Genomic DNA, 15,348 nt, shown 5'->3' with positions numbered 1-15,348 from the left:
CAATTAACCATTAATCTACATGCACCTATTGCGATGGATGAAGGTTTACGTTTCGCAATTCGGGAAGGTGGCCGTACTGTAGGCGCCGGTGTTGTTGCGAAAATAATCGAGTAATAAAGTTAAATTGTGTTGGCATGTGGGAACACATGCCAATTAATTTAGGCCAGTAGCTCAATTGGCAGAGTGGCGGTCTCCAAAACCGCAGGTTGGGGGTTCGATTCCCTCCTGGCCTGCCAACTTACAAGTGATTATGAAAAGTTCGAACGAAAATCAAAGTAATGCTAAAGATATATCCTTATGGATGACTGTGGTTCTTATCACTGCAGCAGCATTTTTTTGCACATATTATTATAATTTTTCTGGTCCCATTCAGTCGATAATCTGGCTCGTTTGGTTATTACTGACTTTGTTATTTGCCTACATGACCTCTGCAGGTAAAAAAATATTTAAATTTGCTCAAGAATCAAAAGTTGAATTATTAAAAGTCGTCTGGCCAACCCGCCAAGAAACGATACAAACAACAACCATTGTTATCGTTATGGTTGCAGTAACTGGATTTGTCCTCTGGGGAGTGGATTCAGTGATGATGTGGTCAATTGCTAAAATAACGCATTTAGGGTGAATTCGGTGGAAGAACAAAAATCGAAACAATGGTACGTTGTACATGCCTATTCGGGCTATGAGAATTTTGTGATGCGTGAAATCAAATCTCGCGCACAACACCACAATTTAGATGATAGAATTGGTGAGGTTGTTGTCCCTTCAGAAGAAGTAGTAGAAATGCGTTCAGGCCAAAAACGCAAAAGTACTCGGAAGTTTTTTCCAGGCTATGTGTTAGTCAATATGGTGATGGATGATCAAACATGGCATATGATTCGCGCCATACCAAGAGTGTTAGGCTTCATCGGTGGCACAAGCCAAACGCCAACACCTATTACTGATAAAGAAGCTCGTGCGATTATGCAACGGGTAGAAGATGGTGTGACCAAGCCAAGACCAAAAATCCTCTTTGAACCAGGTGAAGTGGTTCGTGTTAAAGAAGGTCCATTTGTTGACTTTAATGGCGTAGTAGAAGAAGTTAACTATGAGAAAAACCGATTAAGAGTGGCTGTCCTTATTTTTGGACGCTCAACTCCAGTAGAACTTGAATTTAGTCAAGTAGAAAAAACTTAGTTCGCTAAGGCGCCCTGATTAACTGATTATAAACGAAAGTTGCTAATAATAAGTTAATCAGGGCTATTTTGTGTAAAAGGGGAGCTGGATTTTTAAAGAATAAATTAGATTTTTTCTTTAAAAAAACTGGCGTATGACCCATAAGGAGTAGATATGGCAAAAAAAGTAGAAGCATATATTAAGTTACAAATTCCCGCAGGTAAAGCAAACCCAAGTCCACCTGTAGGCCCAGCTTTGGGTCAGCGTGGTGTAAACATTATGGAGTTTTGTAAAGCCTTTAATGCAGCGACCCAGCAAATGGAGCAAGGACTACCTACTCCTGTTGTGATTACGGTGTATAGTGATCGGAGTTTTACTTTCATTACTAAAACACCTCCGGCTTCAGTCCTTCTGAAAAAAGCTGCAGGTATTCAAAGTGGAAGTGGTACACCCAATACTAAGAAAGTGGCAAAACTTAACGTCAAACAACTTGAGGAAATTGCAAAGATTAAGGAACCTGATTTAACTGCAGCAAGTTTAGCAGCAGCGGTTAGAAGTATTGCAGGTACTGCGCGCAGTATGGGTATTGACGTTGAAGGTTTAGAGTAAGGGGTATGCCATGGCTAGAGTATCTAAAAAACAAAAGAAGATTTTAGAGACAATTAAACCAAATCATTTATATAGTGCTAGTGAAGCAATAAACCTTCTAAAGCAATTTGCATCAACAAAATTCCGCGAAAGTCTTGATATTAGTGTCAACCTAGGTGTTGATCCTCGTAAATCAGATCAAGTGGTACGTTCATCAACTAACCTGCCAAAAGGTACAGGTAAGGTCGTGCGAGTAGCAGTATTTGCGCAAGGTGAAAATGCGAATAAAGCGAAGGATGCTGGCGCTGATATCGTAGGTTTTGAAGATTTGGCTGAGAAAATTAAAGGTGGCGCAATGGATTTCGATGTAGTGATTGCGACTCCAGACGCGATGCGTATTGTAGGCCAGCTAGGTCAGGTATTGGGCCCAAGAGGATTAATGCCAAACCCTAAAGTTGGAACAGTAACTACTAACGTAGAAGCAGCAGTTAAAGATGCTAAATCAGGACAGGTTCGTTATAGAACAGATAAAAATGGTATTATTCATTGTACTGTTGGTAAAGTAGATTTCACTGCAGAAGACATCATAGAGAATATTGTTGCTTTGATAAACGATCTTAAGAAAGCAAAACCTTCTTCTTCTAAAGGTCAATATTTAAAGAAAATATCCTTATCTTCAACTATGGGGCCTGGTATAGCTATTGATATTTCTTCTATACCTGTGTAATATAACCACCCATTTTTAGGAATTCACGGCATAGATTTGGTTCCATGCCGTCGAAGACCGCAGGTGCTAACGCTTAATTTCCTGCGCAGACGGTGAACCGGCTCCCATTTAAGAGACGGCCACCATAACTGGCAAATCATTTGTGATTTGTATATTTAGGAGGTCAGTAACGTGACATTAAATTTAGCTGCAAAAAAAGCTGTTGTTGAAGAAGTGACTGAGGTCGCCTCAAAAGCTATTTCGGCAGTAGTTGCTGATTATCGTGGTTTAACCGTTAATCAAATGACGCATTTACGTACAGAAGCACGTAAATCCGGTGTTTACCTTCGTGTTGTAAGAAATACTTTAACAAGACGAGCGTTTAAAAACACTGAATTTGAATGCTTGAATGACTTGCTTGTCGGTCCGTTGTTTATCGCATTATCACTGGAAGCTCCCAGCGATGCTGCGAGATTGCTTAAGGAGTTCAACAAGACATTTGAAAAACTTGAGATTAAAGCGTTATCAGTAGGTGGTAAAGTTTATAATGCAGATCAAATTGATGCTGTTGCAAGCTTACCAACACGTGATGAAGCAATCGCCAAGTTGATGTACGTGATGAAAGCGCCAATTGAGAAATTTGTCAGAACTCTTGCTGAGCCACATGCTAAATTAGTAAGAACCTTAGCAGCAGTAAAAGATAAAAAAGCAGGTTAAATCATTTAATCATTAAATTAATTTTTTAAATCAGGAGCTAGTAATGGCTGTGTCAAAAAATGATATTTTAGAAACCATAGCAAATATGTCTGTTATGGAAGTTGTTGAATTAATTGAAGCAATGGAAGAGAAGTTCAACGTTTCAGCTGCCGCTGCTGCTGTTGCAGTTGCTGCTCCAGCTGCTGGTGCTGCCGCTGCTGCTGAAGAGCAAACAGAGTTCACTGTTGTTATGACCAGCTTTGGTGCAAACAAGGTAAACGTAATTAAAGCTGTTCGTGGCATTACTGGTCTAGGCTTGAAAGAAGCTAAAGACTTAGTAGAAGGTGCTCCTTCAACAATTAAAGAAGGTGTATCTAAAGAGGAAGCTGCTAACCTCAAGAAAGAACTTGAAGAAGCAGGTGCTTCAGTAGAAGTTAAATAATAAAGCTATATCAGTGAGATAGGACCCAGCCATGGTTTCATGGCTGGGTTTACGTGTTTGAAGTCATCAATAATTTACAGAGGAAACACCATGGCCGTTGCAGAAGCTAAACCTCAATATTCACATGCTGAGAAAAAACGATTTCGCAAAAGCTTTGGTAAGCAGGCCGATAAAATGGCAATACCAAATCTGCTTGAAATACAACTTAAATCCTATAGGGATTTCCTTCAAGCTGATAGCAAATCGAACGAACACTTTAATACAGGATTGCACGCTGCATTTTCTTCTGTGTTCCCGATTGAAAGCTTTTCTGGCAATGCACGATTAGAGTATGTTGGTTACAAATTAGGTGAACCAGCTTTTGATGTTCGTGAATGCAAGTTAAGAGGGTTAACTTATTCTGCACCACTTAGGGTTAAAATCAGACTTGTTGTTCTAGATAAAGATGCAAGCGAAGATCCTAAGCCAATTAAAGATATTAGAGAACAAGATGTATTTATGGGAGAAATACCCTTAATGACCGATGTAGGTACCTTCGTTGTCAATGGTACTGAGCGCGTTGTCGTATCACAATTACATCGTTCTCCCGGCGTTATATTTGAGCATGATAAAGGTAAAACGCATTCATCAGGTAAGCTATTATATTCAGCGCGCATAATCCCTTATCGCGGATCTTGGCTGGATTTTGAATTTGATCCAAAAGATTGCGTTTATGTTCGAATAGATAGAAGACGTAAATTGCCTGTAAGTATTTTATTACGAGCTTTAGGGTATGAAACTGAAGATATCCTTAGCGAATTTTTTGAAATGACCAGTTGTCACCTCAAAAATGGTGAGTACCATATTGATCTTATTCCGCAAAGATTACGCGGTGAAATTGCTTCATTTGATATCCATGTTCCTGAAACAGGTGAATTAATTGTAGAGCAAGGTAGAAGAATTACTGCCCGCCATATTAAACAAATGGAAAAAAGTCAGATGAAAGATCTGGTGGTTCCACGTGATTATTTAATGGGCAAAACATTGGCCAAAAATATCGTCGATACTTCCACTGGGGAGTTTATTGCACATGCCAATGATGAAGTAACCGATGAAATCTTAGATACTATGGCGTCTAATGGGATTCATCGATTTGATATGATTTATACCAACGATTTGGATCATGGTTCCTACATTTCAGATACAGTTAAAATTGATCCTACCTCAAGTCAATTGGAAGCACTTGTAGAAATTTATCGAATGATGCGTCCTGGTGAACCACCAACAAAAGAAGCTGCTGAAGCTTTATTTAAGAATCTATTTTTTGTTGATGAGCGCTATGATCTATCTGCTGTAGGTCGTATGAAATTCAATCGACGTGTCGGTAGAAAAAACGATGACGGTCCAGGTACATTAACTAAAGAAGATATACTTGCAGTTATTAAAACATTAATTGATATCCGAAATGGTATCGGTATGGTTGATGATATTGATCATTTGGGTAACCGCAGAGTCCGCAGCGTAGGTGAAATGACTGAAAACCAATTCCGAGTTGGTTTGGTGCGTGTTGAAAGAGCTGTGAAGGAACGTTTAAGTCTTGTCGAATCAGAAAATTTAATGCCTCAAGATTTAATTAACGCCAAGCCTGTTTCTGCTGCAATTAAAGAGTTTTTTGGCTCTAGCCAACTGTCCCAATTCATGGATCAGGTAAATCCCTTATCCGGTGTGACACATAAGCGCAGAGTATCCGCTTTAGGCCCAGGTGGATTAACAAGAGAGCGCGCAGGCTTCGAAGTACGCGACGTTCATACAACCCATTATGGTCGTGTTTGTCCTATTGAAACACCAGAAGGTCCAAATATTGGTTTGATTAACTCATTGTCTGTTTACGCTAGGACGAATGATTATGGTTTTATCGAAACCCCATGCCGTAAAGTAGTCAATGGTCGTGTAACTGATGAAATTGAATATCTTTCTGCAATAGAGGAAGTGGATCAATACATCGCACAATCTAGCGTAGCTCTGGATAAGGAAGGAAATATTCTTGCTGATTTAGTCCCATGCAGACATCAGAATGAATTCTCCTTAACAACACCGGATAATATCAACTATATGGATATTTCTCCAAAGCAAATTGTATCCGTGGCTGCTTCCTTAATTCCATTCTTGGAGCATGATGACGCGAACCGTGCTCTGATGGGATCGAACATGCAACGTCAAGCAGTACCCACATTACGTTCTGAAAAACCACTTGTCGGTACGGGAATGGAGCGTATCGTTGCCTCCGACTCAGGTGTTTCTGTCGTTGCAAAACGGGGCGGAATCATTGATCTCGTGGATGCATCACGTATTGTTGTGCGCGTGAATGATGATGAAACTACAGCAGGTGAAACTGGTGTTGATATTTATAATTTAACCAAATACTTCCGATCCAACCAAGATACCTGTATTAACCAGCGACCAATTGTGAATACAGGCGATATGATTCAAAAAGGCGATATCCTGGCAGATGGTCCATGTACTGATATGGGCGAATTGGCTTTAGGACAAAACCTTCTAGTCGCATTTATGCCTTGGAACGGATATAACTTTGAGGACTCCATTCTTATTTCTGAGCGGATAGTCCAAGATGACCGATTCACGACAATTCATATTGAAGAATTGACCTGTATTGCTCGCGATACAAAATTAGGAACTGAAGAAATAACGGCAGATATTCCCAACGTTGGTGAATCTGCACTTTCAAACCTTGATGAATCCGGAGTGGTCTACATCGGAGCTGAAGTCAAAGCAGGCGATATTCTGGTTGGAAAAGTAACTCCTAAGGGAGAAACACAGCTTACCCCAGAAGAAAAGTTACTGCGCGCAATCTTTGGTGAAAAAGCTTCAGATGTGAAAGATTCATCTCTGCGCGTTCCTTCAGGAATGAACGGTACCGTCATCGATGTACAGGTATTTACGCGTGATGGTTTAGAGAAGGATGCCCGTGCAAAAAGCATCGAAGAAGAGCATTTAGCCCGCGTACGTAAAGACTTGGTTGACGAACGTCGTATCCGGGAAGAGGATATTTATCATCGCGTTGCAAACATTGTCCTTGATAAAGTTGCTACCGGTGGCCCAGGAAGTCTCAAGCCAGGATCTAAAGTAAACCAGGAATACCTGGATAAGATAGGTAGAGAAAAGTGGTTTGACATTCGTCTTGAAAATGATGTGACAAGCCAACAGCTGGAACAACTTTCCAAACAATTAGAAATGTTGTCTAAAGAAATGGAAAAACGATTCAATGACAGCCGTAAGAAAATAATTCAGGGTGACGATTTAGCTCCAGGTGTATTAAAGATTGTCAAAGTTTACCTTGCGGTGAAAAGACGAATTCAGCCCGGGGATAAAATGGCTGGTCGACATGGAAACAAAGGGGTTATCTCTATTGTAGTCCCCGTTGAGGACATGCCACATATGGAAGATGGTACAGCTGTGGATATCGTTCTTAATCCATTAGGGGTACCTTCACGTATGAATATCGGCCAAGTATTGGAAACCCATCTTGGTCTCGCTGCAAAAGGTTTGGGCAATAAAATTTCCCAAATGCTCGAAGCTAAAAAAGAAGCTTCCGAAATTAAGAACTTTTTAAATGAAATTTACAATCATGATGGCATTCAGCGCGTACATCTCGATATTTTAAGCGAAGAAGAACTATTTAGATTGGCAGATAATCTAAAGGCGGGTGTCCCGATGGCAACTCCTGTTTTTGATGGTGCTTCTGAAGCAGAAATTAAACGTATGTTGCAGCTTGCTGATTTGTCTTCAGACGGTAAAACTTATTTAATTGATGGAAGAACTGGAAGCAAATTCGACAACCCGGTAACTGTAGGTTACATGTATATGTTGAAGCTAAACCATTTAGTCGATGATAAGATGCATGCCCGTTCAACTGGATCATACAGCCTCGTAACACAACAACCGTTGGGTGGTAAGGCGCAGTTTGGTGGACAGCGCTTTGGGGAAATGGAGGTATGGGCTCTTGAAGCATATGGTGCAGCGTATACGTTACAGGAAATGTTGACTGTGAAATCAGATGACGTTGGAGGTAGAACGAAAATCTACAAAAATATTGTCGATGGCGATCATCGTATGGACCCCGGAATGCCAGAATCCTTCAATGTATTATTGAAAGAAATTCGCGCATTGGGAATCGATATCGAACTCGAACACGATTAACTTTTTCAGCGATACATACTGATTAACAAATTTTTGGAGGCATAGACTTGAGTACTCTAAACGACGATCCAATGAATGAACCAATGAGAAAAGCTCCTGTGATGAGCGATTTACTTGGCATCCTGAAGCAACAGGGACAAAGTGAAGAATTCGATGCAATTAAAATTGCATTGGCTTCTCCCGAGCTAATCCGATCATGGTCATATGGCGAAGTAAAGAAACCAGAAACAATAAATTATCGTACATTCAAACCAGAACGTGATGGACTATTCTGTGCCAAAACGTTTGGTCCTGTGAAAGATTATGAGTGCTTATGTGGTAAATATAAAAGACTAAAACACCGTGGCGTTATTTGCGAGAAATGTGGCGTTGAACTGGCTTTGGCGAAAGTTCGCCGTGAGCGTATGGGCCATATTGAGCTCGCAAGCCCAGTTGCACATATCTGGTTCTTGAAATCCTTACCTTCCCGAATTGGTTTATTACTGGATATGACATTGCGTGATATCGAACGCGTACTTTATTTTGAAGCATTTGTTGTGGTTGATCCAGGAATGACTGAGCTTGAACGCGGCCAATTGCTCAATGATGAAGTTTATCTTGATGCAATGGAGCAGTACGGTGATGAGTTTGATGCCCGCATGGGTGCTGAAGCGATTCGAGATTTACTCCGACAAGTAGATTTGGAAGAGGAAATCAAGAGCTTGCGTGAAGAATTACCTACAACAAGTTCAGAAACAAAAATTAAGAAAATTACCAAAAGATTAAAACTGCTCGAAGCTTTCTATGAGTCTGGTAATAAGCCTGAGTGGATGATCATGGATGTATTGCCTGTATTACCACCAGATTTAAGACCTTTGGTTCCATTAGATGGTGGCCGGTTTGCAACCTCTGATTTGAATGATTTGTATCGACGTGTTATTAACCGAAACAATCGTTTAAAACGTCTACTTGATTTAAATGCACCAGACATCATTGTTCGTAACGAAAAGAGAATGTTACAAGAATCTGTTGATGCGCTGTTGGATAATGGACGTCGAGGTCGTGCAATTACAGGTACCAATAAACGACCCCTTAAATCATTAGCCGATATGATTAAAGGAAAGCAAGGTCGTTTTCGTCAGAATTTGTTGGGTAAGCGCGTTGACTATTCAGGCCGCTCTGTAATCGTAGTAGGACCAACTTTGAAACTCCATCAATGCGGATTGCCGAAGAAAATGGCGCTTGAATTATTTAAGCCGTTTATATTCAGTAAATTAGAATTCAGGGGTTTGGCTACCACAATTAAAGCAGCCAAAAAAATGGTAGAGCGTGAAGAATCGGTTGTCTGGGATATTTTAGATGATGTTATCCGTGAACATCCAATTCTGTTAAACCGTGCTCCTACCCTGCATAGATTGGGTATACAGGCGTTTGAGCCAGTACTTATCGAAGGTAAAGCCATTCAGCTTCATCCTCTAGTATGTACCGCATACAATGCGGACTTCGACGGTGACCAAATGGCAGTACACGTGCCGCTTACTCTAGAGGCGCAACTGGAAGCTCGCTCGCTGATGATGTCTACAAACAACATATTGTCGCCTGCAAGTGGAGAGCCAATCATAGTTCCCAGCCAGGACGTCGTACTTGGACTGTATTATTTAACCCGCGAGAAGGTTAATGCGTTAGGCGAGGGGAAAATTTTTGTAAGCCCACAAGAGGCTCAAAATTTTTATGAATCCGGACATCTTGATATTCATGCGAAAATTAAGATTCGGATGCCCAAAGAAACTGAAGAGGGCCATCATTTAGTTGAAACAACTGTAGGTCGGGCGATACTTGCAGAGGTCCTGCCAAAAGGCATGACGTTTGCTACGATAAACCGAACCATGACCAAGAAAGTCATTTCTAAGGTTATAGATACCTGCTACCGAACTTTTGGGTTAAAAGAAACGGTAATCTTTGCAGATAGACTAATGTATACCGGCTTTAAATATGCAACTCGGTCAGGTGTATCGATAGGTATTGAAGACATGGAAATACCTGATGATAAGGCCAGCATCATTGAGCATGCAGATAATGAGGTACGTGAGATTGAATCGCAGTTCCGTTCGGGTCTAGTGACTAATGGTGAGCGCTACAATAAAGTAATTGATATTTGGTCCAGAACGAATGAGTTGGTTGCTAAATCAATGATGAGTAAAATCGCAACTGAAGAAGCCGTGGATGCAAAAGGTAATAAAGTAAGACAAGAATCATTTAACCCCATCTTTATGATGGCTGACTCAGGTGCGCGTGGATCCGCAGCACAGATTAGACAGTTAGCTGGTATGCGGGGACTGATGGCAGCACCTGATGGCTCCATTATTGAAACACCAATTACTGCAAACTTCCGTGAAGGTTTGAACGTATTCCAGTACTTCATTTCAACACACGGCGCGCGTAAAGGTTTGGCGGATACGGCATTAAAAACAGCAAACTCAGGTTACTTAACTCGCCGGTTGGTGGATGTCGCTCAAGACGTGGTAATCACAGAAGACGATTGCGGAGTTGACACAGGTATTTTAATGCAGCCTCTCATTGAAGGTGGTGATATTGTTGAGCCATTACATGAGCGTGTATTAGGACGAGTAGTCGCTGCAGATGTTTATATCCCAAACCATAGCGATCCCGTTGTCACTGCGGGTACCCTTTTGGATGAAGAATGGGTTGAAAAATTAGAAAAGCAAGGTGTAGACCAAATTATGGTTCGTTCACCAATTACTTGCCAAACCCGATTCGGATTATGTGCTAAGTGCTATGGCCGTGATTTGGCAAGAGGTCATTTAGTCAATACCGGGGAAGCTGTAGGTATCATTGCTGCCCAGTCAATTGGTGAGCCTGGAACTCAGTTGACCATGCGTACTTTCCATATTGGGGGTGCTGCTTCCAGAGCCACAGCAGCCAATAATATTCAGATTAAAACGAAAGGGGTTATTCGTTTACATAACATTAAAACAGTAACTCATGAAAATAAAAATCTGGTAGCGGTATCACGTTCAGGTGAAGTCACCATTGTTGATGAGTTTGGTCGTGAGCGCGAGCGTTACAAGTTACCATATGGTGCTGTGATTTCTGTGCAAGATAATTCACCAGTAGAAGCTGGACAGGTCATTGCAACTTGGGATCCACATACACATCCGGTTATTTCCGAGGTAACTGGTTATTTGAAATTTGTTGATTTAATCGATGGTATCACAATGAATCGACAAACGGATGAATTAACCGGTCTGAGCAACATCGTGGTAATCGATGCGAAACAACGAAGCGCTGCAGGACGAGACTTGCGTCCTATGGTCAAGCTAGTTGCTGAAAATGGCGATGATATTTATCTGGCTGGTACTAATGTTCCTGCTCAATATTATTTGCCTGTAGATGCGATTGTTAACTTTGAAGACGGCAGCCATGTGGGTATAGGGGACGTTATTGCACGTATACCCCAAGAACGCTCTAAGACTCGTGATATTACAGGGGGTCTGCCAAGAGTAGCTGACTTGTTTGAAGCACGTAAACCTAAAGATTCTGCAGTTATGGCTGAAGTTTCAGGTATGGTGAGTTTTGGTAAAGAAACAAAAGGTAAGAGAAGATTACTTATTAATGTTTCTGAAGATCAATGCCATGAGGAATTAATTCCAAAATGGAGACATATTTCTGTCTTCGAAGGGGAGCATGTGGAGCGTGGTGAAATTATCGCCGAAGGTGCGCTTAATCCTCATGATATTTTACGTTTGCTTGGTGTGGGCGCATTAGCAAATTACATCGTAAATGAAGTACAAGACGTATATCGTTTACAGGGTGTAAAGATTAATGACAAGCATATTGAAGTAATCGTGCGACAAATGCTACGTAAACGAGTTATTACTTTTGCTGGGGATTCTAAATTCCTGGTAGGTGAGCAAGTAGAAGAAAGTGTATTGCTGCAAGAAAATGATAAGTTGGTTGCAGAAGAAAAACAAGTAGCTAGAGGTATCCCTATATTGTTAGGTATTACCAAGGCTTCTTTGGCTACTGAATCATTTATTTCGGCTGCTTCTTTCCAAGAAACAACAAGAGTTCTAACAGAAGCTGCTGTGAGCGGCAAAATCGATGATTTACGTGGTTTAAAAGAAAACGTGATGGTTGGACGCTTAATTCCTGCAGGAACAGGCTATGCATATCATCAGAGCCGTAAGGCAAAAAGAGCTAAGGCTGCAGTCGGTGAGCACCCAGTGCATACTGTTACCGCAAGTGATGTTGAACATGCGTTAAGTGAAGCATTAAACGCAGATAATCAAGAACACTAGTTCGGATTCGAAAAACGGCAGATTAAACTTGACAAATCTGCCGTAGCTATATAGAATCCGGCCTCCTTATGCATTCGAAATAATCAAAAGAGACAGATCGGAGTTAAGTATAAATGGCTACTATTAATCAGTTAGTAAGAAAGCCTCGTGTGGACGTAAAAAAGAAAAGTAACGTGCCTGCACTGGAATCATGTCCGCAAAGACGCGGTGTGTGTACACGCGTTTACACTACGACCCCTAAAAAACCAAACTCAGCGATGCGTAAGGTTGCTCGGGTACGTTTGACCAATGGATTTGAAGTTTCATCATATATTGGTGGTGAAGGCCATAATCTTCAGGAACACTCAGTTGTTCTAATTAGAGGTGGTCGTGTTAAAGATTTACCTGGTGTGCGTTACCACACAGTAAGAGGTAGTTTGGATACATCGGGTGTTAATGATCGGAAACAAGGTCGTTCAAAATATGGTACTAAAAAACCAAAAGATAAAAAATAACTGATTGTAGGAAATTGAAATGCCTAGAAGAAGAGAAGTCCCCAAAAGAGAAATTTTGCCAGATCCTAAACATCATAGTGAATTACTGGCAAAATTTATTAATGTTTTAATGGTTAGCGGTAAAAAATCTACTGCTGAAAAAATTACTTACGGTGCTTTGTCTGTTTTAGAAGAGCGCGTAAAGAAAACTAAAAAAGCTGATGAAGAAGGTGAATCCGGTAGTACAGGTTCTGCTTCAGTTCTTCGCTATTTTGAAGATGCTCTAGACAATGTTCGTCCAAGCGTTGAAGTCCGTTCACGCCGAGTTGGTGGTGCTACTTATCAAGTCCCCGTTGAGGTTAGAACAGACCGCAGTATTGCTCTAGGCATGCGCTGGATTGTACAAGCTGCGCGCTCGCGTGGCGAAAAGGGTATGATGTTACGATTGGCTGGCGAACTGATGGATGCCTATGAAAGTAAAGGTTCCGCAGTTAAAAAACGTGAAGATACTCATAAGATGGCAAAAGCCAACCAGGCGTTTGCACATTTTAGATGGAACTAATAGAGAGGTAATCCGTGTCTACTCCATTAAAACTTTATAGAAACATAGGAATTGCAGCACACGTGGATGCAGGTAAAACTACAACCACTGAGCGTGTTCTGTATTATACCGGTATGTCTCATAAAATTGGTGAAGTTCATGACGGTGCTGCAACAATGGACTGGATGGTTCAGGAGCAGGAGCGCGGAATTACCATTACCTCAGCTGCTACAACTTGTTATTGGGCAGGAATGGACAAACAATTTGAATCCCATCGTATCAATATTATTGATACACCGGGACACGTTGACTTCATGATTGAAGTGGAGCGTTCATTGCGTGTACTCGATGGTGCTATTGTTGTTTTCGATTCGGTGTCAGGTGTAGAGCCACAATCCGAAACGGTTTGGCGCCAAGCGAATAAGTATGGTGTACCCCGCATCGTATTTGTCAATAAAATGGATAGAATGGGTGCAAACTTTCTTCGTGTAGTAAGTCAAATTAAGCAAAGGTTAGGTTCAAATCCTGTTGTGCTTCAATTACCAATTGGTTCCGAGGAAGAGTTTAAAGGGGTAATTGACCTTATCAAGATGAAAGCAATTCACTGGGATGAAGAAAACAAAGGAATGACGTTCCAATATAAGGAAGTCCCGGAAAATCTAAAGTCTCAGTGTGAAGAATACCGTGCGCTACTTGTTGAAGCAGCTGCAGAAGCAACTGAAGAACTCATGGAAAAATATCTTGAGGGTGAAGAGCTTTCTGAAACTGAGATTAAACAAGCTTTGCGTCAATTGACAGTTACCAATAAAATTGTACCTGTTTTCTGTGGCTCTGCATTTAAAAATAAAGGTGTTCAAGCAGTCTTAGACGGTGTAATTGAGTATTTACCCTCTCCAATTGACATACCTGATGTTCAGGGTATTGATGAGCATGGTGATCCAGCTTCTCGTAAGACAAGTTATGATGCTCCATTTTCTGCTCTGGCTTTTAAAATTGCAACAGATCCATTTGTTGGTACATTAACCTATTTTAGAGCTTACTCCGGTATTCTAAAAAGTGGGGATACTGTTTTCAACTCAGTAAAAGAAAAAAGAGAGCGGATTGGACGTTTGTTACAGATGCATGCCAACTCTCGAGAAGAAATTAAAGAAGTCAGAGCAGGCGATATCGCTGCAGCTGTTGGACTGAAGACGGTCACAACAGGGGATACTTTATGTGATACGGATCATGTGGTCATACTTGAAAGAATGGATTTTCCAGATCCTGTAATTGCAGTAGCCGTTGAGCCAAGAACAAAAGCAGACCAGGAAAAAATGGGTATAGCCCTCGGCAAATTGGCACAAGAAGACCCATCCTTTAGAGTGCATACCGATGAAGAGTCTGGCCAAACAATTATTGAAGGTATGGGTGAACTGCATTTAGAAATTATTGTTGACCGCATGAAACGAGAGTTTAATGTGGAGGCTAATGTAGGTAAGCCTCAAGTTGCCTATCGTGAAACATTAAAACAACCTGTTGAGCAAGAAGGCAAATTTGTAAGACAATCAGGTGGACGTGGACAATATGGTCATGTTTGGCTGAAAATTGAGCCCCAAGAGCCTGGGAAAGGTTACGAATTTATCAATGCAATTGTGGGGGGTGTTATTCCCAAAGAGTACATTCCAGCTGTTGATAAAGGGGTACAAGAGCAGATGCAAAATGGTGTAATTGCTGGTTATCCAGTAGTGGATGTTAAAGTTACTCTATTTGATGGCTCATTCCATGAAGTGGATTCCAGTGAAATGGCATTTAAAATCGCTGGTTCTCAATGCTTTAAGCAAGGTGCATTAAAAGCTAAACCTGTATTACTTGAACCAATTATGAGTGTTGAAGTTGTTACCCCAGAGGATTATATGGGAGATGTTATGGGTGACCTTAACAGACGACGAGGCCTCGTTCAAGGAATGGAAGATTCTCCTGCAGGCAAAATTGTAAGAGCTGAGATTCCATTGGCAGAGATGTTTGGTTACTCAACTGATTTACGTTCTGCAACACAAGGAAGAGCAACATACACAATGGAATTTAGCAAGTATGCAGAAGCACCAACCAACATTGCTGAAGCAATTATTAAGAAACAATAAAGTTAACGAGGTTATTTAAATGGCAAAGGAAAAATTTGAGCGTAAAAAGCCACACGTCAATGTGGGCACGATTGGTCACGTAGACCATGGTAAAACGACATTAACAGCAGCGATTACCACAATTATGGCTAAGAA

13 protein-coding genes and 1 tRNA gene are annotated in these 15,348 nt (G+C 41.0%); all 14 read left to right on the top strand.

What is annotated here, in order from left to right:
* Nucleotides 1–114 (top strand): EF-Tu C-terminal domain-related protein (locus BU07_RS17125; RefSeq protein WP_479724423.1); only part of this gene is annotated, 114 nt, incomplete at its 5' end.
* A gap of 46 nt (nucleotides 115–160) precedes the next feature.
* Nucleotides 161–236, top strand: a tRNA-Trp gene (locus BU07_RS0100535).
* Between the two features lie 14 nt (nucleotides 237–250).
* A complete protein-coding gene (gene secE / locus BU07_RS0100530; RefSeq protein ID WP_031562582.1) occupies nucleotides 251–622 on the top strand; it encodes a preprotein translocase subunit SecE in 372 nt (123 codons plus the stop codon).
* 5 nt (nucleotides 623–627) lie between these two features.
* Nucleotides 628–1,173 (top strand): transcription termination/antitermination protein NusG, encoded by a 546-nt coding sequence (gene nusG / locus BU07_RS0100525; protein ID WP_031562580.1) that lies wholly within the window; start codon nucleotides 628–630, stop codon nucleotides 1,171–1,173.
* A 153-nt stretch (nucleotides 1,174–1,326) separates the two neighbouring features.
* The gene (rplK, locus tag BU07_RS0100520; protein ID WP_010654844.1) at nucleotides 1,327–1,761 is read left to right on the top strand and encodes a 50S ribosomal protein L11; all 435 of its coding nucleotides are present in this window, start codon (nucleotides 1,327–1,329) and stop codon (nucleotides 1,759–1,761) included.
* A 10-nt stretch (nucleotides 1,762–1,771) separates the two neighbouring features.
* Nucleotides 1,772–2,467: a 50S ribosomal protein L1 gene (gene rplA / locus BU07_RS0100515; RefSeq protein WP_031562579.1), complete on the top strand. Its 696-nt coding sequence runs from the start codon at nucleotides 1,772–1,774 to the stop codon at nucleotides 2,465–2,467.
* Between the two features lie 171 nt (nucleotides 2,468–2,638).
* Nucleotides 2,639–3,163 carry a 50S ribosomal protein L10 gene (gene rplJ, locus BU07_RS0100510; protein WP_031562578.1) on the top strand — a complete coding sequence of 175 codons (525 nt, stop codon included), beginning with the start codon at nucleotides 2,639–2,641 and terminating at the stop codon, nucleotides 3,161–3,163.
* Nucleotides 3,164–3,206: 43 nt separating this feature from the next.
* Nucleotides 3,207–3,584, top strand: a complete 378-nt coding sequence (rplL, locus tag BU07_RS0100505; protein WP_031562577.1) for a 50S ribosomal protein L7/L12 — start codon at nucleotides 3,207–3,209, stop codon at nucleotides 3,582–3,584.
* 90 nt (nucleotides 3,585–3,674) lie between these two features.
* On the top strand, nucleotides 3,675–7,781 hold the full coding sequence (gene rpoB, locus BU07_RS0100500) for a DNA-directed RNA polymerase subunit beta (protein WP_031562576.1): 4,107 nt from the start codon (nucleotides 3,675–3,677) through the stop codon (nucleotides 7,779–7,781).
* Nucleotides 7,782–7,882: 101 nt separating this feature from the next.
* Complete coding sequence (rpoC, locus tag BU07_RS0100495; protein ID WP_031562575.1) at nucleotides 7,883–12,079, top strand: DNA-directed RNA polymerase subunit beta'; 4,197 nt, start codon at nucleotides 7,883–7,885, stop codon at nucleotides 12,077–12,079.
* A 113-nt stretch (nucleotides 12,080–12,192) separates the two neighbouring features.
* Nucleotides 12,193–12,573 carry a 30S ribosomal protein S12 gene (gene rpsL, locus BU07_RS0100490; protein ID WP_010654837.1) on the top strand — a complete coding sequence of 127 codons (381 nt, stop codon included), beginning with the start codon at nucleotides 12,193–12,195 and terminating at the stop codon, nucleotides 12,571–12,573.
* 19 nt (nucleotides 12,574–12,592) lie between these two features.
* On the top strand, nucleotides 12,593–13,114 hold the full coding sequence (gene rpsG / locus BU07_RS0100485; RefSeq protein ID WP_031562574.1) for a 30S ribosomal protein S7: 522 nt from the start codon (nucleotides 12,593–12,595) through the stop codon (nucleotides 13,112–13,114).
* Nucleotides 13,115–13,128: 14 nt separating this feature from the next.
* Nucleotides 13,129–15,213 (top strand): elongation factor G, encoded by a 2,085-nt coding sequence (gene fusA, locus BU07_RS0100480; RefSeq protein ID WP_031562573.1) that lies wholly within the window; start codon nucleotides 13,129–13,131, stop codon nucleotides 15,211–15,213.
* Nucleotides 15,214–15,232: 19 nt separating this feature from the next.
* Nucleotides 15,233–15,348, top strand: a 116-nt coding sequence (locus BU07_RS16900; protein ID WP_202814221.1) for a GTP-binding protein, incomplete at its 3' end; no start/stop codon positions are given.

This window comes from Legionella wadsworthii DSM 21896 = ATCC 33877 (assembly GCF_000701265.1).
Lineage (GTDB): Bacteria > Pseudomonadota > Gammaproteobacteria > Legionellales > Legionellaceae > Legionella > Legionella wadsworthii.
Note: the sequence above shows the minus strand (reverse complement) of the source record. Positions and strands in the feature narration are given on the sequence as shown.